Origin of the sequence: Candidatus Poriferisocius sp. (assembly GCF_965208355.1) — a bacterium.
GTDB lineage: Bacteria > Actinomycetota > Acidimicrobiia > Acidimicrobiales > Bin134 > Poriferisocius.
The window spans coordinates 3,270,604-3,290,940 of the sequence record NZ_CBDBOM010000003.1 but is presented as its reverse complement, the minus strand read 5'-3'; the positions used below and the strand labels follow the sequence as shown (position 1 = coordinate 3,290,940).

General features: G+C 65.9%; 14 protein-coding genes. 7 read left to right on the top strand and 7 right to left on the bottom strand.

Features of this window, described 5'->3' with window-relative positions; genetic code table 11:
- Nucleotides 1-62: 62 nt before the first annotated feature.
- Nucleotides 63-260: a hypothetical protein gene (locus ACOGXH_RS16550; protein ID WP_419930187.1), complete on the top strand. Its 198-nt coding sequence runs from the start codon at nucleotides 63-65 to the stop codon at nucleotides 258-260.
- A 289-nt stretch (nucleotides 261-549) separates the two neighbouring features.
- A complete protein-coding gene (locus tag ACOGXH_RS16545; RefSeq protein WP_419930186.1) occupies nucleotides 550-1,752 on the top strand; it encodes a cytochrome P450 in 1,203 nt (400 codons plus the stop codon).
- A 61-nt stretch (nucleotides 1,753-1,813) separates the two neighbouring features.
- On the opposite strand, the gene ACOGXH_RS16540 is transcribed toward ACOGXH_RS16545, so the two are convergent.
- The 7 genes from ACOGXH_RS16540 to ACOGXH_RS16510 form a co-directional block, all read right to left on the bottom strand.
- Complete coding sequence (locus ACOGXH_RS16540; RefSeq protein ID WP_419930185.1) at nucleotides 1,814-3,301, bottom strand: ABC transporter substrate-binding protein; 1,488 nt, start codon at nucleotides 3,299-3,301, stop codon at nucleotides 1,814-1,816.
- 87 nt (nucleotides 3,302-3,388) lie between these two features.
- Nucleotides 3,389-4,549 carry a branched-chain amino acid ABC transporter permease gene (locus ACOGXH_RS16535; RefSeq protein ID WP_419930394.1) on the bottom strand — a complete coding sequence of 387 codons (1,161 nt, stop codon included), beginning with the start codon at nucleotides 4,547-4,549 and terminating at the stop codon, nucleotides 3,389-3,391.
- 40 nt (nucleotides 4,550-4,589) lie between these two features.
- The gene (locus tag ACOGXH_RS16530; protein ID WP_419930184.1) at nucleotides 4,590-5,531 is read right to left on the bottom strand and encodes a branched-chain amino acid ABC transporter permease; all 942 of its coding nucleotides are present in this window, start codon (nucleotides 5,529-5,531) and stop codon (nucleotides 4,590-4,592) included.
- A 2-nt stretch (nucleotides 5,532-5,533) separates the two neighbouring features.
- On the bottom strand, nucleotides 5,534-6,247 hold the full coding sequence (locus ACOGXH_RS16525; protein WP_419930183.1) for an ABC transporter ATP-binding protein: 714 nt from the start codon (nucleotides 6,245-6,247) through the stop codon (nucleotides 5,534-5,536).
- Nucleotides 6,244-7,005 carry an ABC transporter ATP-binding protein gene (locus tag ACOGXH_RS16520; RefSeq protein WP_419930182.1) on the bottom strand — a complete coding sequence of 254 codons (762 nt, stop codon included), beginning with the start codon at nucleotides 7,003-7,005 and terminating at the stop codon, nucleotides 6,244-6,246. Before ACOGXH_RS16520 ends, ACOGXH_RS16525 begins: the two co-directional genes overlap by 4 nt.
- A 45-nt stretch (nucleotides 7,006-7,050) precedes the next feature.
- On the bottom strand, nucleotides 7,051-7,299 hold the full coding sequence (locus tag ACOGXH_RS16515; protein ID WP_419930181.1) for a hypothetical protein: 249 nt from the start codon (nucleotides 7,297-7,299) through the stop codon (nucleotides 7,051-7,053).
- Between the two features lie 46 nt (nucleotides 7,300-7,345).
- Nucleotides 7,346-7,891 (bottom strand): class I SAM-dependent methyltransferase, encoded by a 546-nt coding sequence (locus ACOGXH_RS16510; protein WP_419930180.1) that lies wholly within the window; start codon nucleotides 7,889-7,891, stop codon nucleotides 7,346-7,348.
- A 62-nt stretch (nucleotides 7,892-7,953) separates the two neighbouring features.
- Here ACOGXH_RS16510 and ACOGXH_RS16505 point away from each other — a divergent pair, with 62 nt between their 5' ends.
- The 5 genes from ACOGXH_RS16505 (at nucleotide 7,954) to ACOGXH_RS16485 (ending at nucleotide 20,159) form a co-directional block, all read left to right on the top strand.
- Nucleotides 7,954-12,270, top strand: coding sequence for a DEAD/DEAH box helicase (locus tag ACOGXH_RS16505; protein WP_419930179.1), 4,317 nt, complete (start codon nucleotides 7,954-7,956; stop codon nucleotides 12,268-12,270).
- A gap of 312 nt (nucleotides 12,271-12,582) precedes the next feature.
- Complete coding sequence (locus ACOGXH_RS16500; protein ID WP_419930178.1) at nucleotides 12,583-15,141, top strand: hypothetical protein; 2,559 nt, start codon at nucleotides 12,583-12,585, stop codon at nucleotides 15,139-15,141.
- A 315-nt stretch (nucleotides 15,142-15,456) separates the two neighbouring features.
- On the top strand, nucleotides 15,457-18,546 hold the full coding sequence (locus ACOGXH_RS16495) for a hypothetical protein (protein WP_419930177.1): 3,090 nt from the start codon (nucleotides 15,457-15,459) through the stop codon (nucleotides 18,544-18,546).
- Nucleotides 18,547-18,798: 252 nt separating this feature from the next.
- Complete coding sequence (locus ACOGXH_RS16490; protein ID WP_419930176.1) at nucleotides 18,799-19,746, top strand: CHAP domain-containing protein; 948 nt, start codon at nucleotides 18,799-18,801, stop codon at nucleotides 19,744-19,746.
- Nucleotides 19,747-19,907: 161 nt separating this feature from the next.
- Nucleotides 19,908-20,159 (top strand): hypothetical protein, encoded by a 252-nt coding sequence (locus tag ACOGXH_RS16485; protein WP_419930175.1) that lies wholly within the window; start codon nucleotides 19,908-19,910, stop codon nucleotides 20,157-20,159.
- The last annotated feature ends 178 nt before the right edge of the window (nucleotides 20,160-20,337 follow it).

The window sequence follows — 20,337 nt, the reverse complement described above, 5'->3', positions numbered from 1 at the left end:
TGTCCGAGAAAACTTAAGGCGTTCCCTGTCCAAATGAAGGTGCCTCCAGTTAGCCTGGGTGGATGGAGCCGAAAGCCGATAAGGCCTTAACCAAGCCTGATCCGGGCTCCCCCGACTACGACTACAGCGAAATCGATCGCAAATCCGAGCAGGCCGAAGCTGAGATTCAAGAGAGGATTGCCCAGGGTCTCCCCTTGGACGACCTGACGACTCTTGAAGATATCAAGCAGCGAATGGCCCGCCACCGTACCTCTGCATAGCCCTAGTGGCCTGGAAGCTCAGGTCGCTCGACACTGCTTTCGAGCAGTGGGCGGAGGACAAAGACCTTCAAGACAGGCTGGAGCTCCTGGAACGACTGGCAACGCTGCTTGACCATCCGGCATTTGAGTTCCCGGGAAAGCCACAGCCGGGTCGTCCTCCTAATCGCCGCTGGGAAGACCTAGGGCAGGCGTACATATTCTTCGTTGTGTTTGAGGCCCAAGGGGTTCTCTCAGTCACTGACCTGATCGGCAAGTGAGAACGTCTCCACAAATGGTCCATACTGGGGACATGGGAGAGACCAAGACTGTTGAGTTCGATCCGTTCAGCCGGGACTTCTTCGACGATCCCTACGACACCTACGCCGACCTGCGGGACCACGCTCCCTGCTACTACAGCGAGCAGTACGACTTCTACGCCCTGAGCCGCTTCGACGACGTGGTGACTGCCCACCGCGACTTCGAAACCTTCACCTCCACCCACGGCCAGATGTACGAGCAGCTGGCCACGGGCGAGCCCACCGACACGGGCTCAATCATCTCCATGGACCCGCCCGAGCACACTCGCTATCGCAAGCTGGTGTCCCGCTCGTTCACCCCCCGCTCCATCGGCAACTACGAGGCGCTGGTGCGCGACATCATCAGCGGCTATCTCGACCCGCTCATGGGCCGGCGCCAATTCGACATCCTCGAGGAATTCGCCGCCCCATTCCCCGTTGAGATCATCTCCACCATATTGGGCGTGCCCGCCGAAGACCGCCAGCAAATCCGGCACTGGACCGACGAGATGCTCCACCGCGAGGAGGGCTCGGCCATGGGCAGCCAGGCCGCCGCCGAGGCGGGCATGGCCCAGGGCATGTACCTGTTCCAGCTCTCCCAGCAGAAGCGGGCCGAACCGGCCGACGACATGTTGACCGCGCTGATCGAGGCCGAAGTGGAGACCGAAGACGGAGCCACCACCCACCTCGACGACGCCGAGATCGCCGGGTTCGGCACGTTGTTGGCCGCCGCTGGCTCCGAGACGGTCACCAAGCTGGTGGGCAACGCCGTGGTGCTGTTCGGTCGCCACCCCGACCAGTGGGCCAAGGTGCTCGACGACACCTCTGTATTAGGAAACGCGGTGGAGGAGATCCTCCGCTACTGGGCCCCCTCGCAGTACCAGGGCCGATATTCCACCATCGACTCCGAATGGCACGGGGTGACCATTCCCAAGCACAAGCCCGTTTTCCTGATCACCGGGGCGGCCAACCGCGATCCCCGCCGCTACCACGATCCCGACCGCTTCGACATCACCCGCGACCCCGGCCTGGGCGTCAGCTTGGGCCATGGCCTGCACGTGTGTCTTGGCGCGGCCCTAGCCCGCCTGGAGAGCCGGGTGGCCATCGAGGAGATCGCCAGCCGCTGGCCCGCCTATGAGGTCAACGAGGAGGGCCTGCGCCGAGTGCAGATGTCGAATGTGGCCGGCTACTCCTCGGTGCCGATCTCCGTCTCCTAGCCGAAAGCAAAACGACCCCCGCCCGACAGCAGCCGGACGGGGGTCGCCTCGTTCTCGTCGGCTACTGGCCGAACGTGCCGGTCTCGCCCTCGTAGTCGATCACGTCGCTGATGGGCACGTAGCGGGCACCTTCGCCGTCCACCACCAGCTCTTCGATACGCCCCGCTTCCACCATGTAGGAGTCGTTGGCTCCGTCCATGGACCGCGGGGTATTGCCGATCGCGCCCCGGGAGTCGAAGCTCATCTGCCACATGGCCCGCATCAGGTTGGTGCGGTTGATGCCGCCGTCCATGTCGGCCGCATCCAGCAGAACCTCGTGCAGGATCTCGCCGAAGATGTAGCCCAGGGCGTGGGATTCGGCGTCGGGGTCGACGCCTTGGCTGTCCAGTGCGCCCCGCACAAACTGCACCCACTCGTCGTCGGCCAGCGAGGCATCAGACAGGTCCTTCTGGGTGTTCACCAATCGGATGCCGTTGGCCAGAGGCCCTATTGGCGCCCAGAACAGGGCGATGCGCTGGCACCCGTTGGCCACCAGCACCAGCGGCTCCCACGCAATGGTGGCCGTCTGGAGCACTGCTTGGACGCAGAAGGCCCCCGATGAGGCCACCAGCAGCACGTCGGCATCGCTGGCTGCCAGGGTGGTCACATCAGGGCCTACGGAATCGGCCTGCGGATCGTGCTGAACCTCGTCCACCACGTCCAGGCCCAAGCCGGGAGCGCACTCGTTGAAGGCCACCCGCCAGGCCTCCCCGGCGTCGTTGTCTAGCGACAAGATGGCCACCGTGGCCCCCGAGCCGATTTCATCGGCCACGTGCTGGCACCAGATCCGGGCCTCGGTCTCATAAGACATCAGCGCCCCGGTGGTCCACGGGTAGTTGTTGGGGTCGCCCCACTCCGGCAAACCGGTCAGGTTCAGAAGCTGCGGGATGCAGTTCTCGTTCAACAGGTCGTGGACGGCCAGGTTGTTGGGGCTGCCCAGAATTCCGGCAAACCCCAACAGATTCTCAACGTCGATCATCTCTTCCACGTTGGTCTTGGTGCGGGCGGCGACGTAGCCGTCGTCTCGGCTCACCATCACCACGTTGCGGCCGTCGATCGGGCCCACGTGGTCGAAGTAGAGCTGCACACCGTCGCTGATGGTGCCGAACCCGGCCAGCGCGCCCGATCGGGGCAGGCTGCTGCCGAAGCGGATCTCGGAGTCGGTCACACCTTGGTAGTTGTCCCACTCGTCGGGGCATTCGGTGATGTCGATCATCGCGCCGCCGCCCAACTCCACGATGTTGGGATCGGATGGCTCCTCGGGCTCAGGCGCAGGCGCGGGCTCATCCTCGTCCTCGGGCTCAGCAGCGGGCGCGGGCTCATCCTCGTCCTCGGGCTCAGCAGCGGGCGCGGGCTCGTCCTCATCCTCGGGCTCAGCAGCGGGCTCGTCCTCGGGAGCGGCCGGCGCCGGCTCGCTCACCGGTGCGTCATCGTCATCGTTGCCGCAGGCACTGGCCACCAGCGCGAACACAACGAACAGCCCGAACAGGGTTCGCAGAAGTTTCGACATTGAAAAATCCCTTCTGAGGTTGGCTTCGGGATGGAAGCAGTCTCGTAACCCTACGCCTATATAGCGACAATTACAGCCCCGAAGAGCTCATCCAGTCGATCCTGTTGGGGGCTGGGGGGCCACCGGCATCAGCCGGGATTTGATGCGCCGGAACCCGTGGGCCGCACCGCCGGGCAGCGCGAAGATGATGGCGATCAGAAGCCCGCCCAGAATGGCCGTGCCATACGGCCCCTCCAGGGCCACGTCGGTGCCGGGAAGGGTCTGGGTTTGGCTCGACCAAACCGGCACGAACTGGATGGCCAGCCCGCCCACCACCGCGCCGTGCAGCGTTCCCGCGCCGCCCACGATCAGTCCCACGATCAGCAGAATGGCCATCGAGAAGCCGAACTCGTCGGGCCCCACGAACCCCGAATGCATGGCCAGCATGGTTCCGGCCACCCCGCCCACCGCCGCGCTGATCCCGAAGCTCAACGTCTTGTAGGCGGCCAGGTTCACGCCGTTGGCCGCGGCACCCAGCTGGTTGTCCCGAATAGCCACCAAAGCCCGCCCCACCCGGCCGGCCAGGATGTTGCGCACCAGCCAGAAGCACACCAGCGCCACGATCACCAAAAGGAAGTATTTGTACACCGCCTCCTCCTGGCGGCCGGTCAGCCCGTCGGGCACCCGCGACCCCACTCCCGGTATGGCATGGAGCCATCCGGTCACCGTGTCCAGCGGCGCCCACGTTGGCGGCTCTAGGTCGCTCTCGATCAGAAGCCCGTTGCTCCCCCCGGTGCGGTCCTTAATCTCATCAAGACGGATGATCGACGGGAACACCGCGGCCACCGCAAAGGTCAACAGCCCCAGGTACAGCCCCTGGATGCGCAGGGCGGGGATCCCGAACAGCACGCCGAACACGAACAGTCCCGGCACCACCACGCCAAGGGTCGACAGGTACGACCAGTGGAACTCGTTCACCAGCACCGCGGTCAGGTACGCCCCCGACCCCACGAAGAAGCTGTGGCCCAAGGAGAGCTGCCCGCTGTAGCCGGTGGCGATGTTCAACCCCAATATGGCCACCATCAAGGCGATGGCCTGGCTCAAGTTGCCCAACCCGAACGTGTAGCGGTTGCCGAAGATGGTCGGGCTGTAGGTTTCGGCGATCAGAAACGGAATCAGCGCCACCACCAGGGCGAACAGCACCCACCCGATCACCTGGCGCCGCCGGTGCTGGCGGCTGCCCGCGGCCACTGCGCCCATGGCGCGCATCACACCCGCATCCTTGCGCCGATAGCCCAATGCACCCCCATCACACCCGCTCCACCCGGGTCGATCCGAACAACCCCGTCGGCCGCACCAGAAGCACCACCAAGATCACCGCCACCGCGGTGGCCAGGGCCAGCTCGCTCAGGTCCAAGAACGTCACCAGCAGGTTGCGGGCCAATCCCACCACCAGTCCGCCGATCACCGCCCCCACCAAGCTGTCCAACCCGCCGAGGGCCGCGGCGGCCAGCGAGAAGATCAGCACCCGCAGCATGATGGAGGGCTCGAGCAGCAGTTCGGGCACCACCAGCGCCCCGCCCAGGGTGCCGATGGACGCGGCCAGCGCCCATCCGAACCCCAGCGTCGGCCCCACCCGGATGCCCACCAGCCGGGCCGATTCCAGATTCGACGACACCGCCCGAAACGCCAATCCGATCTTGGTGCGCGACAGCAGCAGATACAGCAGCCCCACCACCGCAAACACCGTGCCCAGGTTGCCGATGGTGCGCCAGGTGAGCTGGGCGATGCCCCACTCGATGGGGGCACCGCTGGGGAACATGCTGGGCAGGCTTCGGGTGCGGAACCCCCACACGATCCCCACCGCCGAGTCGATGATCAACAACAGCCCCAGTGTCACGATCACCAGGGGCAGCACGTGGTCGGGCGGGAACGGCCGGATGAACACCCTCTCCACGAACATCGCCACCGCCGAGCTGGCCACCATGGCGCACACCACCGCCACGGCTACCGGCAAACCCTGTTCCACGCTGAAGATGTAGGCCAGGTACACCCCCAGAAGCGCCAGCGAGCCCTGGGCGAAGTTGATGAACCCGGTGGACTTGTAGATCATCACCAGCGCCAGCGCCACCGAGGCGTAGGTGGCCCCGTCGCTCAGCCCCCTAAAGAACTGGGCCAGCCACAGCTCCCCGTTGGACAGCTTGTCGAGGGTGATGTCGAACACACCGAGCACAGAAGCCAATACCTGCACCGCTAATACCCCAGGTACGCCCGGCGGACGCTGTCGTCGGCGGCCAACTCGTCGGCGGGGCCCGACAGAGCCACCACCCCGGCCTCCAGCACATAGGCCACATCGGCCACCCCCAGGGCCAGGCTGGCGTTCTGCTCCACCACCAGCATGGTGGTCCCGGCGGCGGCGTTGATGGCGGTGAGCTGCTCGAACAGCGATCGGGTGATCATCGGCGCCAACCCCAGCGACGGCTCGTCCAACAGCAAAAGCGACGGCCGCAGCATCAGCGCCCGGGCGATGGCCAACATCTGCTGCTCGCCCCCGCTCAGGCTGCCCGCGGTCTGGGTCCGCCGCTCGCCCAGCACCGGGAACGTCTCAAACCACTGCTCCATGTCTGAGCGCACATCAGCGTCGGAGCGCACATAGGCCCCGGCCATCAGGTTCTCCTCCACGCTCAGGTCGGGGAACGTCCCCCGCCCCTGGGGCACGTGGGCCACCCCCCGGCGAACGATGTCAGCGGTGCCCCGCCCCGACAGCTCCTCGCCCGCCAGCCGCACCGAGCCCTCAGTCGACACCATGGCGCACAGCGCCCGCAGCGTGGTGGTCTTGCCCGCCCCATTGGCCCCCAAGATCACCGCTATCTGGCCCTCGTCCACCGAGAAGTCGATGCCGTGCAGCACCTGGATGTCGCCGTAGGCCGCCTTCAGCCCGGACACCTCCAGATACGGCCCGCTCATTGCTCGGCCCCCAGGTAGGCCTCCACCACCGCCGGGTCGTTCTGCACCTCGGCGGGGGTCCCCTCGGCGATCTTGGCCCCGAAGTCCAGCACCACCACCTTGTCGGACACCCCCATCACCATCCCCATGTGGTGCTCCACCAACAGCAGCGTCAGCGAGTGCCGCTGGGCCAGCGCCACCAGCAAATCGGCCAATTCGCCCACCTCGGTCTGGGTCAGCCCGGTGGCCGGCTCGTCCAGCATCAGCAGCCGGGGCCGGCCCACCAGCGCCCGGGCCAGCTCTACCCGCTTCAGGGTCCCGAACGGCAATCCCGCCGCGGGGTGAAAGGCCACGTCGGTGAGCGACAGCTCTTCCAGTGCCTCCCACGCGGTTTGAGCCAGCGAGGCCTCCTCCTGCCCCGACCCCCACCGCAGCGCGGCCCGCAGCGCGCCGATGCTGGAGCGGTGGTGGGCGCCCACCATCACGTTCTGCATCACGGTCATGCCCGGCCACAGGGCCAGGTTCTGGAAGGTGCGCCCGATGCCCAAACCGCTGATGGCATGGGCCGGACGGGCCAGCAGATCGGCGCCCTCAAAGGCCACTGCGCCCTCTTGGGCGTCGTACACCCGGCTCACCACGTTGAACAAGGTGGTCTTGCCCGCCCCGTTGGGCCCGATCAGCCCGCAGATGCTGCCCTCGTCCACGGTGAACGACAGGTCCCGCAGCGCGGTGACCCCCCCGAACCGCACCGTGACCCCCGCCACATCCAACAACGCCATAACCCCCCCGACCCTACCCTGCTCGGCTGACAGGGCCGGGAAGGCTCACCCGCCGATCAGGCTGGCGATGGCCCAGATGACGATCACCAGGCCCACCACGATCATCACCACGCTGCGCCCCACCTTCGGGGTCGCTGGCTCGTCGGGGGCACCCGGCGGGGGAGGGATGTCGGGCCGACCCGTCCGGCGCTTGCGAGGGCCGTCAGGATTGATCAGCGCGGCAATGTTCCCCACCGCCAGCGCACCCCCCAGCGCCAGCAACAAGAACGTGATGATCTCCGGCCCGCCCAGCACCCTCCCAGTCTCGCGCCCCGCGCCGCGCGCCTCTTATATGGGTGGGCTATATGGGGCGGTGGACCGACACGGCGTAGTCGCCGCCCGACCAGGGCCCTCGCTCCCACGTCGAGTAGCGCTCCGACAGGGCCAATCCCGCCGCGGCACAGTCGCTGTCGTAGCGATCCAAGGTGTAGCCCCCGGCCCGCAGCTGGAACCCGGCCACCAGGGCGCCACCGGGGGAGAGGTGGGCGGCGCAGCGGGCCACCACTGCGGACTCGGTGCCCGGCCCGGTGAACAGCAGCACGTTCCCCGCCATCACCACCGCGTCGAAGGCTTCGCCCAGGTCGAACACCGTCAAATCCAGCTGGTGCCAGGCCAACTCCGGCGCCTTGGCCCGAGCCCCCGAGATCATCTCCGTGTCGATATCCACCCCGGCCACGTCAAACCCCCGCCGGGCCAGCTCAACCGCCATCCGTCCTGTCCCGCAGCCCGCATCGAGAACCCGCCCGGAACCTCCCAGCAGCGAGTCCACAAAATCGGCCTCCCCATGGGGGTTGTGCCCCTCGGCCTCGAGCCGCTCCCACCGGGCGTCATAGTCCCGCCCCGACATCCGCCCACCCCAAGTCGATCCCACCCGCCGAGCTTGTCACAGCCCGCCGGTAGTCTGACGCCGTGGCTTCCCCGATCCACGCCGAGCCCAGCGTGTTGGCCGATATCGGCTTTGAGTTCCACCCGGCGGTGGCGGCGTGGTTTGAGCAGCGGTTTCCCGGCGGGCCCACGGAGGCCCAGGCCCAGGGGTGGCCGGCCATCGCCTCGGGCCAAGACACGCTGATCGCCGCGCCCACCGGGTCGGGCAAGACCCTGGCCGGATTCCTCATCGCCATCGACAACCTCTACAAGCGCCACGTCCAAGGCCAAACGGTGGCCAAGGCCAGCCAGGTGGTGTACGTGTCGCCGCTCAAGGCGCTGGCCACCGACATCGCCGAGAACCTGGAGCGCCCCCTGGCCGAGATCGCCGAGATCGCCCGGGAACAAGGCCATGAGCCCCCGCCGCTGACGGTGGCGGTGCGCACCGGCGACACCCCGGCCCACACCCGGGCCGCCATGATCAAAAAACCGGCCAACTTCGTGGTCACCACCCCCGAGTCGCTCTACCTGCTGGTGACCGCGGCCAAGAGCCGAGAGGTGCTACGCACCGTGGAGACCGTGATCGTCGACGAGATCCACGCCACCGCCCGAGACAAGCGGGGCAGCCACCTGGCCCTCACCCTCGAGCGCCTAGAGCACGCCGCCGACGTCCGCCCCACCCGCATTGGCCTGTCGGCCACCCAGCACCCCATCGCCACCATCGCCGACCTGCTCACCGGCATCCACCCAGACCGGTCCGACAACGGCGCCGGCTCCACCGAGTCTGGCGCCGCCGAACCCGCCCCCCAATGCACCATCGTTGACACCGGCCACCAGCGAAACCTCGACATCGCCCTGGAGCTGATCGACGACGAGCTCGACGCGGTGGTCTCCCATGCCCAGATGGACCAGATCCTCGACCGCATGGCCACCCTCATCGGCGAGCACCACACCACCATCGTGTTCGTCAACACCCGCCGCATGTCCGAGCGCATCGCCCACCAGCTGGCCGAGCGCCTGGGCGAAGACGCGGTGGCCGCCCACCACGGCTCCTTGTCAACCGAGCGCCGCATCCGCACCGAGCACCGCCTCCGGGCCGGCGACCTAAAAGCCCTGGTAGCCACCGCCTCCCTCGAGCTGGGCATCGACATCGGCCCCGTGGAGCTGGTGTGCCAGGTGGGCTCGCCCCGCAGCATCGCCACCTTCCTCCAGCGGGTGGGCCGCTCCAACCACAGCCGCCACGGCACCCCCAAGGGCCGCCTGTGGCCCCTCACCCGCGACGAGCTCATCGAGTGCCTCGCCCTCGTCCACGCCGTCCACCAGGGCCAGCTCGACGCCGTCCGCCCCCCTGAAGCCCCCCTCGACATCCTCGTCCAGCAGCTCATCGCCGAGGCTGCCGCCGACGACAACCACACCACCGGTGGCCTCTACGACATGTTCACCAAGGCCGCCCCCTACGCCAACCTCACCAAAGAGCAATTCGACGAGGCCGTCAACCAGGCTGCCACCGGAGTGGTCACCGGCCGGGGCCCCCGGGGCGCCTACCTCCACCACGACTCCGTCAACCACGAGGTGCGGGGCCGACTGGGCGCCCGGCTGGCCGCCCTCACCTCCGGGGGCGCCATCGGCGAGAACGGCGACTACCGGGTGGTGGCCGAGCCCGACGACACCTTCATCGGCACCGTCAACGAAGACTGGGCGGTGGAGTCGATGGCCGGCGACATCTTCCTGTTGGGCTCCCACTCCTGGCGGATCAAGCAAGTGGCCGCTGGCACCGTGCGGGTGATCGACGCCGGCGACGCCCCGCCCACCGTGCCCTTCTGGCTGGGCGAGGCCCCCGCCCGCACCGCCGAACTGTCCCAGCAGGTGTCCAACCTGCGCGCCTATATATCAACGCTGTTTCCCGACACCGCCGACGCAAACCCCCTAAACGACACCACCCTGGCCCAGGCCAACCAGCAATTCGCCCAATCCCACGGCGTCACCAACGAGATCGCCGAGCAGGCCGTGCTCTACGTCGCCGCCGCCCAAGCCGCCCTCGGCACCGTCCCCACCCACACAAACATCGTGTTCGAGCGCTTCTTCGACGACACCGGCGGCCAACAGCTCGTGGTCCACAGCCCCTATGGCGGGCGCATCAACCGGGCCTTCGGCCTGGCCCTGCGCAAACGCCTCTGTCGCCGCTTCGACTTTGAGCTCCAGGCGGCGGCCAACGACAACGCCATCATCTTGTCGCTCGGCCCCCACCACAGCTTCCCCCTCAGCGACGTCCCCCAATTCCTGCACCCCGACTCGGTGGAGGAGGTGCTCACCCAGGCCGTGCTGGATTCGCCCATGTTCACCGCCCGCTGGCGCTGGAACCTCAATCGGGCCCTGGTGGTGCTGCGCAGCCGGGGCGGCAAGCGCAATCCGCCCCCCATCCAGCGTATGGAGGCCGACGACATCATGGCCGCCGTGTTCCCCGGCGCGGCGGCTTGCCAGGAGAACGTGGCCGGACCCATCGAGATCCCCGATCACCTGCTGGTGCGCCAAACCCTCCACGACACCCTCCATGAGGCTCTCGACGTGGACGGCCTCACGCAACTCCTCACCGATATCCGCTCCGGCGCAGTCCGCACCCACTTCTGCGACACCGCCGAGCCCTCCCCGCTCAGCCACGAGATCGTCAACGCCCGCCCCTACGCCTTTTTGGACGACGCCGAGATCGTCGACCGCCGCACCAACGCCGTCACCGTCCCCCGAGGCCTGCGCCCCCGAGGCGAACAACAGCCCCCCGCTCTCGATGCCTCAACCCTCTCCCAAATCGCCCCCGACGCCATCGCCCAGGTGGTCGAGGAGATAACCCCCGACCCAAGAACCCCCGACGAGCTCCACGACCTGCTGACCACCCAGGTAATCACCCGCCCCAACCCTGCCTGGCAAGAGCTCTATGAGGCCCTGGAATCCAAGAACCGGGTCTGCACCTTAAAGAACAACGCCGAAAACCCCCTCTGGACCACCTCAGAACTAGTCGAAACCGCCCTAACCCCCGAAAAAGCCACCGAAACCATCCGAGGCCACCTCGAATCCACCGGCCCCACCACCCCCGAACAACTTGCAGACAAAACAGCCCTAGACCTTCCGACGGTCAATCAAGCATTGGCAGCTCTTGAATCCGAAGGGGCAGCTATGAGGGCTAGCCATCTGGATGGCGCTGCTCCTGATTCGTGGTGTTCCCGTCGACTTCTTCAGCGCATGTCGTATCTTTCGCGTCGCCAGAAGCGATCCTCAGTCCAAGCAGCCAGTCCACAAGACTTCATGAGGTTCTTGCTTGATTGGCATCACCTAACTCCTGATTCGACAGTTAGGGGTCGCCCCGGCCTCACCAAAGTCCTCGAGCAGCTCCAAGGCCTCGACCTCCCCGCCGGCGCCTGGGAATCCCAGATCATCCAAAAGCGCCTCCCCGACTACAACCCGATTTGGCTCGACGAGCTCTGCTACCGCGGCGAGCTGGCCTGGCTCCGCCTCACGCCCCCCAACACACCCGCCAAGGCCAATTCCATGGCCCCCCGCAAAGCCACCCCCATCACCCTCGTCTTCCGAGAAGACCTCCCCTGGCTCCTCGCCGCCGCCCGCACCAACAACCCCGAGCCCCCCGAAGCCGGCCCCGTTCAAGAGATCGCCGACATCCTCCAGTCCCAGGGCGCCAGCTTCCTGCCAGATCTGGCCGACGCCACCCACCGCCTGCCCGACGACATCGAAAGGGCCCTTTGGAACGGCGTCGCTCTCGGCCTGTTCACCGCCGACGGCTTCGCCGCGGTGCGAGCCCTGCTCGACCGCACCGGCCGCCGCCCCACCCGCCACCGTCCTGGCCAGAACCTGCGCTCCCAAGCCCTGCGCACCCGGGCCTCGCGCATGAATCGCGCCTTTAACAATGGCGCGTCTCGCGAAACCCACGCCGCCCCCGGCCGCTGGTCGCTCGTTCCATCGCCCGAGGAGCTCCCCGCCGACGACCTCGCCGAGGCCGTCGCCCAGCAACTTCTGGCCTGCTGGGGCGTGGTGTTCCGCAGCCTCGCCCACCACCCCGCCACCCCCACCGCCACCCCCTGGCGAGACATCCTCAAGGCCCTGCGCCGCTTCGAAGACCGCGGCCTGGTGCGAGGGGGCCGCTTCGTGGCCGGCCAAAGCGGCGAGCAGTTCGCCCTGCCCGCGGCCGCCGACCAACTCCAAAAGGTCGGCCGCCGCCCCCGCACCAACCAAGAGGTAACCATCGCCGCCTGCGACCCCCTCAACCTCACCGGCATCCTCTTAGACGGCCCAAGAACCCCCGCCACCCCCTACAACACCCTCACCTACACCGACGGCCTGTCTTCGCCCCAATAGGGGAGAGAGAGCCTCCCTTAGGCCTCTATGGGGGCAGTATGACTCGGTTGTAACAGGGTCTGTCAGCCGTTAGGGTTGGGCCATCACTCGGCGACGGTGATGTGGTCGCCCTTCAGCTAGCGCGCATGACCCGAACGATGGTTATCACCTTCGTCAGCGTCTCGGTGGCGATGCTCGGAGCAATGACGGCCATCGTCCACACCGCCCCCGTCTAAGCCCGCCCGAAAGACAACCATCGCCTCCTGCGAGGCCCGCGGCGACGCCCGCAGCCGCTGACCTAAATCAAACCCAACCCACCGCTATCCTCAGTTCATGGCCATCGCCCGCCCACTCCCCGCCCTTAACAAGCGCGCCCTCAGCACCGTTCTCGCCGCCACTCTGTTAGCCGCCGTCCTCGCTCTGGCCCCCGCCTCCACCGCCGCGGCCCAAACCCAGAACTCCCCCCCAATCGCCCGAGCGGGCGCCGATCGCGCCGTCGCCCTCGGCTCGGGCTTCGTCACCCTCGACGCCACCCGCAGCTTCGACATCGACGGCGCTAACCAAGTGCTCGACTACCGCTGGGAAGTCATCACCTCCAACTATTCCTGGCTCGCCATCACCCCCACCGGCTTCCCCCGGGGCCGCACCGCCACGTTCATATCCCCGTCGCCCTCCGAAGCGGCCCGATACGGCTACACCATCCAGTTCCGCCTCACCGTCACCGATCCCGAGGGCGCAACCGGCACCGACACCGTCACCCTCAACTTCGAGGGCCCGCCCACTGCGGCCATCGGCCTCACCGCCTTCATCGCCGACCCCAATCCCATAGACGCCAACAACAACCACATCATCGAAGACGACGAGCGCTACACCGTCCCCGGCGTGGTCCGCCGCCCCGGCCAAGGCGGCAACGACGACGACGAGTGGACGGTGCGAGAGGGCGCCCGCGTCACCCTCAACGGCGTCGGCCGCTCCGGCGTCGGCGCCACCGCCAACAGCACGCTGCGATTCCAATGGACCCGGCTCTCGGCCGTCCCCTCCTACAACGAGTTCCGCGTCCCCTTCGAAGACCGCGACGACCAAGACGTCACCCTGCTGTTTCCCGCCAACCTGCGCCAGGGCCAAACCGCCGTCGTCATCTACACCCTCACCGTCACCAGCGGCACCAGCCAGCAGGTGGTGGCCTCGGTGCGCATCAACGTGGTCGACGAGCCCTTCGCCCCCGAGGTCGAACTCGAGCTCTACAACGCCCGCCAGCCGGTCCAAGACGCCAACGCCCTCAATCCCGACAACCCCACCCTCAACTACGTGGTCCGCCCCGGCGCCACCGTGGAGCTCATCGCCCGAGCCACCGACCGCGACACCGGCGACGCCTCAAGGCTGGTCCACACTTGGGTGGGCACCGGCGTCAACCCCGCCTCCTCCAACGCCACCCACGGCCCCACCTCCCGGGCCACGTTCTCAGCCCCCACCAACGCCCCCCAGGGCCAAACCTACGTAGTGACCGTTACCGTGTCCGATCCCACCAACCGCATCGGGCGAGACGTGGTCGTGTTCACCGTGGCCGACAACAACCGCCCCCGGGCCACCGCCCCCGCCGATGCCGTGGTGGACGACGGCCCCCGGGGCGGCACCAACCGCCAAGGCCTGGTGATCCTCACCGGCACCGGCTCCGACGCCGACGGCGATCCGCTGCGCTATCGCTGGTTCCAGGCCGACGCCAACGGCGATCCCCTCGATGAGCCCACCCTCGAGCTGATGAACGCCGACACCGCCACCGTGTCGTTCACACCCCCCGACGTCGCCGGCTTCAGCGAGCTCGAGGTGTACCTCGGCTTCATCGTGATCGACCAGTGGGGCGCCAACGACACCGACACCGTCACGGTCATCGTGCTGGGCAACATCAATCCCCCCGAAGCCGACGCCGGCCCCAACCAGAGCGTGGAGCCCGGCACCCAGGTCCGCCTCGACGGCTCCGGCAGCATCGATCCCAACCGCACCAACCGGATCACCTCCTGGCGCTGGACCTACACCGGATTCGAAACCACTCCGCCCCAATCCGAGCGCCCGCTCACCCAGTTCGACCGCCTGGCCCTGGCGGGCTTTCTGCCCGCCAGCAACGTCTATCCCAACATCTTGTTCGGGGCCAACAGCGCGGTTCCCTACTTCGACGCCCCCGCCGACATCGGCAGCTACACCAGCGTGTCGTTCACCTTCACCCTCACCGTGCGAGACAGCACCCGGGCCACCGACTCCGACACCGTGACCATCACCGTGGCCGGCCGGTTCTTCTCCGGGGTCATCAACGGCCCCGACTTCTGCACCAACCTGAGCCTGGGCGGCCCCCCCACCTACGCCTTCGACAGCGACCGCGACGGCGTGGCCGACACCTGCTCTTTGCGCACCACCCGCCGCGAGGCCATCGCCCGCCAAAACGCGCTCGCCACGCTGGCCTCGCTCAACAACACCCGGTTCACCACCCAGGTGCTTTTGGCCTGCAACCGCATCGCCGGCGACTTCGGCGACGATCCCGCCAACCTGGCCCAAGACGCCTGCGCCACCTCCCGGGTGGCCGGCCCGCCACCCCCGGTGCCCCCTCACCTGGCTGACACGTTCTTCTCCGGCGCGCTGGTCGACGGCCCCGACTTCTGCACCAACCTGAGCCTGGGCGGCGCCCGCCTCTACCCCTTCGACAGCAACGCCGACGGCGTGGCCGACACCTGCGTGCTGCCCTACACCCGCCGTGAGGCCGTCGCCCGCCAGCACGCCCTCAATGTCTTCGCAAGCCCCCGAGCGTCCTTTGACAATGCCCTGGCCCTGGCCTGTAGAGAACTCGGCACCGCCGACTTCGGCGACGACCCCCGACACTTGAGCCGAGATGCCTGCGCCTGAGGGCGGTTTTGGCGATTCTCTAGCGGGCTGACCTGTTCCTTCCTGCAAGAAATGGTCGGAAGATTGTCTGGGAGTGTTTGAAACTTCCCCCAAGACCTGACAAACTATTCCCCGTGCTGAGCCGGGGTCGGGCTCAGTCCGCCGACACAGAACCGAGCGGTTCTGTCCCATTAGGGTGTCGGCGACCCTATAGACTTTGAACCACTGACCCGGTCTGATAGAAAGTTGCCCATGATGACGATGCTTCACTCGGTTTGGTCCGGCGGCGGGAGTGCTGCTGGTCGTCGCAGGTCCTTGCTCGCGCTCGGGGCGCTGTTGGCGTTGGTAGCGAGCGTGCTGATCTGGACCGCGCCCGGCTCCCAGGCGCAAACCCCGCCCAACCTCCCCCCAGTCGCGATCGCAACGCTCGGCGATGCCACTCCCAATAACGGCCCTGACGGCACTGCTGGCACGGCGGACGACTACGTGGTCCAGACGTTGGTGGGTTCTCGCAGCTTTGATCCCGACAACACGGGCGGCGACGGGATCAACCTCCATCAGTGGGAAGTGGTGACCGACACCTATAAGGACTGGCTTGCCCTCACCCCTGTTTCCGGCTCGACAACGGATGTCACCTTCATCGTTCCGAATGAGGCATCCATTGCTCGCTACGGTCAGTCCATCGAGTTCCGGTTGACGGTGTGGGATGCCAACCCGCGGACCGATGTTGGCGCCCTGTCCGATACTGACACGGTGACCTACAACTTCCGGGCCGCCGAGAGCCCCACCGCCGACATCACCGTGTCCGCGTTCTTGAAGAACCCCACTGCCGTGGCCAACTACGACGACGACGGTGACGGGATGATCGACGAGGACGACGAGGAATACACGATTGACGCCATCATCTCCCGGCCAGGTGAGGGCGACAATGCTGACTACGAGTGGCACATCAAGGAAGGCGCCCTGCTGACGTTTGACGGTTCCGGCAGCACCGACCCCGACACCCCACGCCTGACTGATGCCATGTTCTCCTGGTCCCGCGTCTATGACAGCAGCGCCGATACCGGTGTCTCCAACAACGCCGCCGATCTCGATCCGTCCCTCCCCGGCGGTTCGGACAATGCCGCTACTGGTAAGAAGATCAGCTCCAGCGTAGGTAGCGAATCAGTTGCTGACGCTGACAACGACGCTGGCAGGACCGTTATTGCACTGGCGAACACCGACGGCTCTGGCCCCAATCCGTTCTACGCCTACTACCGCTTGACAATTGACGACAACGGCGCCACTGCTGGTGGCAACACCGACACCGCCGACGTGCTGATCGTCATCCACGACCAGCCCAACGATCCGGTGGCCGGCACCCGCACTGCACCGATCACGGCAACGTATGATGTCGACGGAACCGCGACTCCTTTGGTGCGCAGCAGCTTGGGCGCCAACCGGTTCCTGGTTGCGCCAAACAACACGGTGACCATCACCGCGATGCCGTTTGATGCCGACATCGGCCTCACTGGCGGCAATACCGGTCTTATCACCTCTTTCTCAGGCGATGGCGTTCGGGTTCCTGATCCTGCCGCACCGACTGTGGCCACGCTGATGGTTCCTCGGACTGCTCCTCAAGGAACCGAGTACGAGGTCAACATCACTGTGACCGATAGTACGATGCGCAGCAGCACCACCACGGTGACCATCGTGGCCGTGCGCAACACGGCCCCCGAGGCGGTTGCTCCGGTGAACATCTCGGTTGGCGATGGTCCCAACGGCGGTACCATCGGTGCCTTCAATCTGCCCACCGGCCAGGTCATGCTGCGGGGTATCGGGTTCGATGCCGATGCCAACGACCTCACCTTCAGCTGGACTGAGCGGGCCTATCCGCTCACCACTGCCACTCCTCCGGCTCTTGATACCTCAGCCGACACCGGCCTCACAGGGTCAGTAGCTGAAATTGTGGACATCAGGCTGCCGAGGAAGGCCTACCTGAGCATCGACAACGCTGATCAGGAGACGGCTTCCTTCTCGGTGCCCGAGGTGGACAGCGTGAATCTGCCGATCATCTCGATCGACCACGACGATGACACCAATACTCCCAACGTCAACGCCTATCAGATCCCCATCCGATTCACGGTGACCGATAGCTGGGGCCAGTCCAGCACTGACGATGTGGTCGTCACGGTCTACGACAACGAGCAGTACCGCACGGTGGCCAACGCTGGTGCCAACCAGCAGGTGTCCTCCGGTGGGTTCGTCCGCCTGAATGGCTCTGGTAGCAGCAGCTCGGCGGGCACCGCTGTTGGCCTGAGCTATCTGTGGACCTACACCGGGATCACCACCGATCCGGCCACCCAGGACCGTCCGGCCCTGACTCCGCAGGAGGTTGCCGGTGGTTATGTCGAGGGCGAGTGGTTCCCCTATGACGGCAACGCCGACACCACCACTGACGGCACCGCCGACGAGGTCGATGCTGGCAGCCAGGTCGCCGGCTACCCCGACTACGGGACAATCGGCACCTACCACCCGACTGCTGGTGGGGAGTTGAAGCAGGCGACCACCAGGTTCCCGTACTTCGATGCTCCGAGCCTGCACGGCTTCAACAGCATCAAGCTCCACTTCTCGCTGACGGTGTCCTTCACCCCGACGGGTGGCACAGAGCAGACCAACACTGCTCGGGTAACCATCACGGTGAGCGACGGCTACTACTCCGGCATTATCACCGGTCCGGACTTCTGTACCGGGTACAGCCTGGGCGGTCCGCAGACCTTCGCCTTCGACAGCAATGGCGACGGCGTGGCCGACATCTGCTCGCTGAAGACCACCCGCCGCGAGGCTGTGGCCACTCAGAACGCTTTGAACGAGCTGGCCGCTCTGTTCCCGGACACGTTCAAGGATCACCTGCATGGCAAGGATGCTGTGGAAGCTGACGACACTGCGACTCCGCCGGTCGAAGCTGAAGATGCCATTCCCAGCCAGTGCGCTTCGGCGCCCAAGAACTTGGGTGACTCTGATGCTGCTTTGAATGCTGATGCGTGCGGTCCGGCTGGAACGTTCGCCCGCCGGGTGTCGAGTCCGCCGGCGCCGGTTGATCCTGCGGTGCGGGATGTGTTCTTCTCGGGCATCGTCTCCGATGAGAACTTCTGCACCAACCTGAGCCTGGGCGGCCAGCCGCTGTACGCCTTCGACAGCGACGGCGACGGCGTGGCCGACATCTGCTCGCTGGGCTACACCCGCCGTGAGGCCGTGGCCCGCCAGAACGCTCTGCAAGCGGGCTTCTTGAACCACGACCAGTTTGCTGCGGCTCTGGCCCGGGCTTGCGCCGAGTTGGGCACCACCGACTTCGGTGACAGCGCTGGCCACCTGGCCGCCGACCGGTGCAGCAACCCCAGGCCGAGCACGCCGGGAACGGCACTGCCACAAGCCCCTAGCAGCTAAACCGACCCTGGTTCATCTGAACCAGTAATACAAAACGAAGTGGCCCGGCCCCAGCGGCCGGGCCACTCCGCGTCTACCCACAGATTGGCTCTGGGCCGTTCTGGTCGGCGGGCCTATCCATTCCATTCTGGAATGCGGCAACCTCCACCCGATCCCAACCAGATTGGGCTTAAGTAATAAGTCCTATCATCGACCTCGCCGACGCTGCTAGATTCGAATCAAACCTGCCCATCCGCCTAGGGCCAGAGTTCAATGAACGAACAGGAGCAAGAAGCCCCAGAACAGGAAGCCCCTGAAACTGTCGTTAGCAGGTTTTTGCGCTGGATGAAGGAGTGGGGGCGCTGGGTGCTAGCTCACCCCGTTAAGACCGTTCTTTTGAGTCTTGCAATAGGGGGGGTAACCGTAGCCCTCGTCAACATCGGTACGCTCACCGTCATTGTCGGGTGCTCCCAAACCATCAATCAAGGCAGTAGCTCCGAAAACCCGCCATCTGAAACCCCGGCGGCTTCTACCCCTGAAGTCTCTGAGGCGGAGGAGCCCGAATCCGAAGTGCTATCCCCGACTAGCCCATCAGGCTCCTCCCTTGACCCCTCAGGGACGGCCCTACCCGAGGCAGAACCAACTGAAGCAAATTCCGGCACATCTGAGAACCCGGAACCGTCAGAATCATCGGATCTCCTCGAGCAGTATCGGCGTGAAGTCAAAATGGACGACTGCCTCGGCGCACGAGGATCGGATCAGTGGTGCTTCTTGGCGGGCTTTGCCACGTCTTATGTTGCTTGGCGGCTCAATTCAGACGATGCCGGCACTGGGGTCGAATTCCACAATAGATTCTCACTTCCATCTGGAAGGATATGGGGAAACGCGGCCGACTGGGACGACGCTGCAATTGATGCTGGTTTGGAATTCTTAGATGAACCCGGTCGACCCGTTGTGCCAGGGTCCGTCGCACAATGGAATGCTGATGATGTAAGGCCGTATGGATTTGTCGCCTTCGTTGAAGATGTGACCTATGACGGCGATGATCTTCAGTCCTTTGTGATGTCAGATATGAATTCAGTTGGAGAAATCATGCAGCAGGAACCAAGCGAGTGGGTCTTGCGCGAACACGTCGTGTGCATTCCCGAGGATTGCCAACCCTACGGCTGGCCTGACAACTTTCTTCCCATCCAAGAACTCTTGGCGAATCCACCGTCGTAGTCCCACCATCCCAGCAACGCAAGAGCTCGAAATCGCAGACTCGAATCGGGAGCTCTTGAAGCCGCCTAGCCCTAGGCTGTTGTGGTCGGCAGGAGCTGGCCGGGGTAGCCTGGTACAAAGCTTCCCCCCTAGCAACCCTCCATGTAGAGAGGGAGAGGTCAGTGAACACTGTCATTTCCACCACACTCATCAGCGTGCTAGGCGCAGGGCTAATCGGGATGCTCTTCCACTACTTGCGTGACCTGTCCACCAGGTTTGCCAGCCTCGAGCAGGCGGTCAACAACCTGGACACCAAGGTCACCGGCGCCATCAAGGACCTGGAATCCAACGTCACCGGCGCTATCAAGGACCTGGAAACCAACGTCACCGTCGAACTCAAGGCGGTCGAGACCCAGTTCGAAGGTCACGGCTAACGCCCAACCCGTATCGAGGCCAAGCTCGACGTCGACTCTCCCGCCGAAGCCGGCTAACCCCACTCCAAGAGCCCAGTCGCCGCTAAAGGTTGGAGCGCGACACACTTTGCACCCTTCCCATCAACCGATACCAACAAACGCGGAGTGGCCCGGCCGCTGGGGCCGGGCCACTTCGTTT

Excerpts from the sequence above, each read along its gene's own strand:
- ACOGXH_RS16550 (WP_419930187.1), top strand. The coding sequence starts at position 63 with ATGGAGCCGAAAGCCGATAAGGCCTTAACCAAGCCTGATCCGGGCTCC.
- ACOGXH_RS16540 (WP_419930185.1), bottom strand. The coding sequence starts at position 3,301 with ATGTCGAAACTTCTGCGAACCCTGTTCGGGCTGTTCGTTGTGTTCGCG.
- ACOGXH_RS16490 (WP_419930176.1), top strand. The coding sequence starts at position 18,799 with ATGAACGAACAGGAGCAAGAAGCCCCAGAACAGGAAGCCCCTGAAACT.
- ACOGXH_RS16525 (WP_419930183.1), bottom strand. The coding sequence starts at position 6,247 with ATGAGCGGGCCGTATCTGGAGGTGTCCGGGCTGAAGGCGGCCTACGGC.
- ACOGXH_RS16510 (WP_419930180.1), bottom strand. The coding sequence starts at position 7,891 with ATGTCGGGGCGGGACTATGACGCCCGGTGGGAGCGGCTCGAGGCCGAG.
- ACOGXH_RS16535 (WP_419930394.1), bottom strand. The coding sequence starts at position 4,549 with ATGCGCGCCATGGGCGCAGTGGCCGCGGGCAGCCGCCAGCACCGGCGG.
- ACOGXH_RS16500 (WP_419930178.1), top strand. The coding sequence starts at position 12,583 with ATGGCCATCGCCCGCCCACTCCCCGCCCTTAACAAGCGCGCCCTCAGC.
- ACOGXH_RS16545 (WP_419930186.1), top strand. The coding sequence starts at position 550 with ATGGGAGAGACCAAGACTGTTGAGTTCGATCCGTTCAGCCGGGACTTC.
- ACOGXH_RS16520 (WP_419930182.1), bottom strand. The coding sequence starts at position 7,005 with ATGGCGTTGTTGGATGTGGCGGGGGTCACGGTGCGGTTCGGGGGGGTC.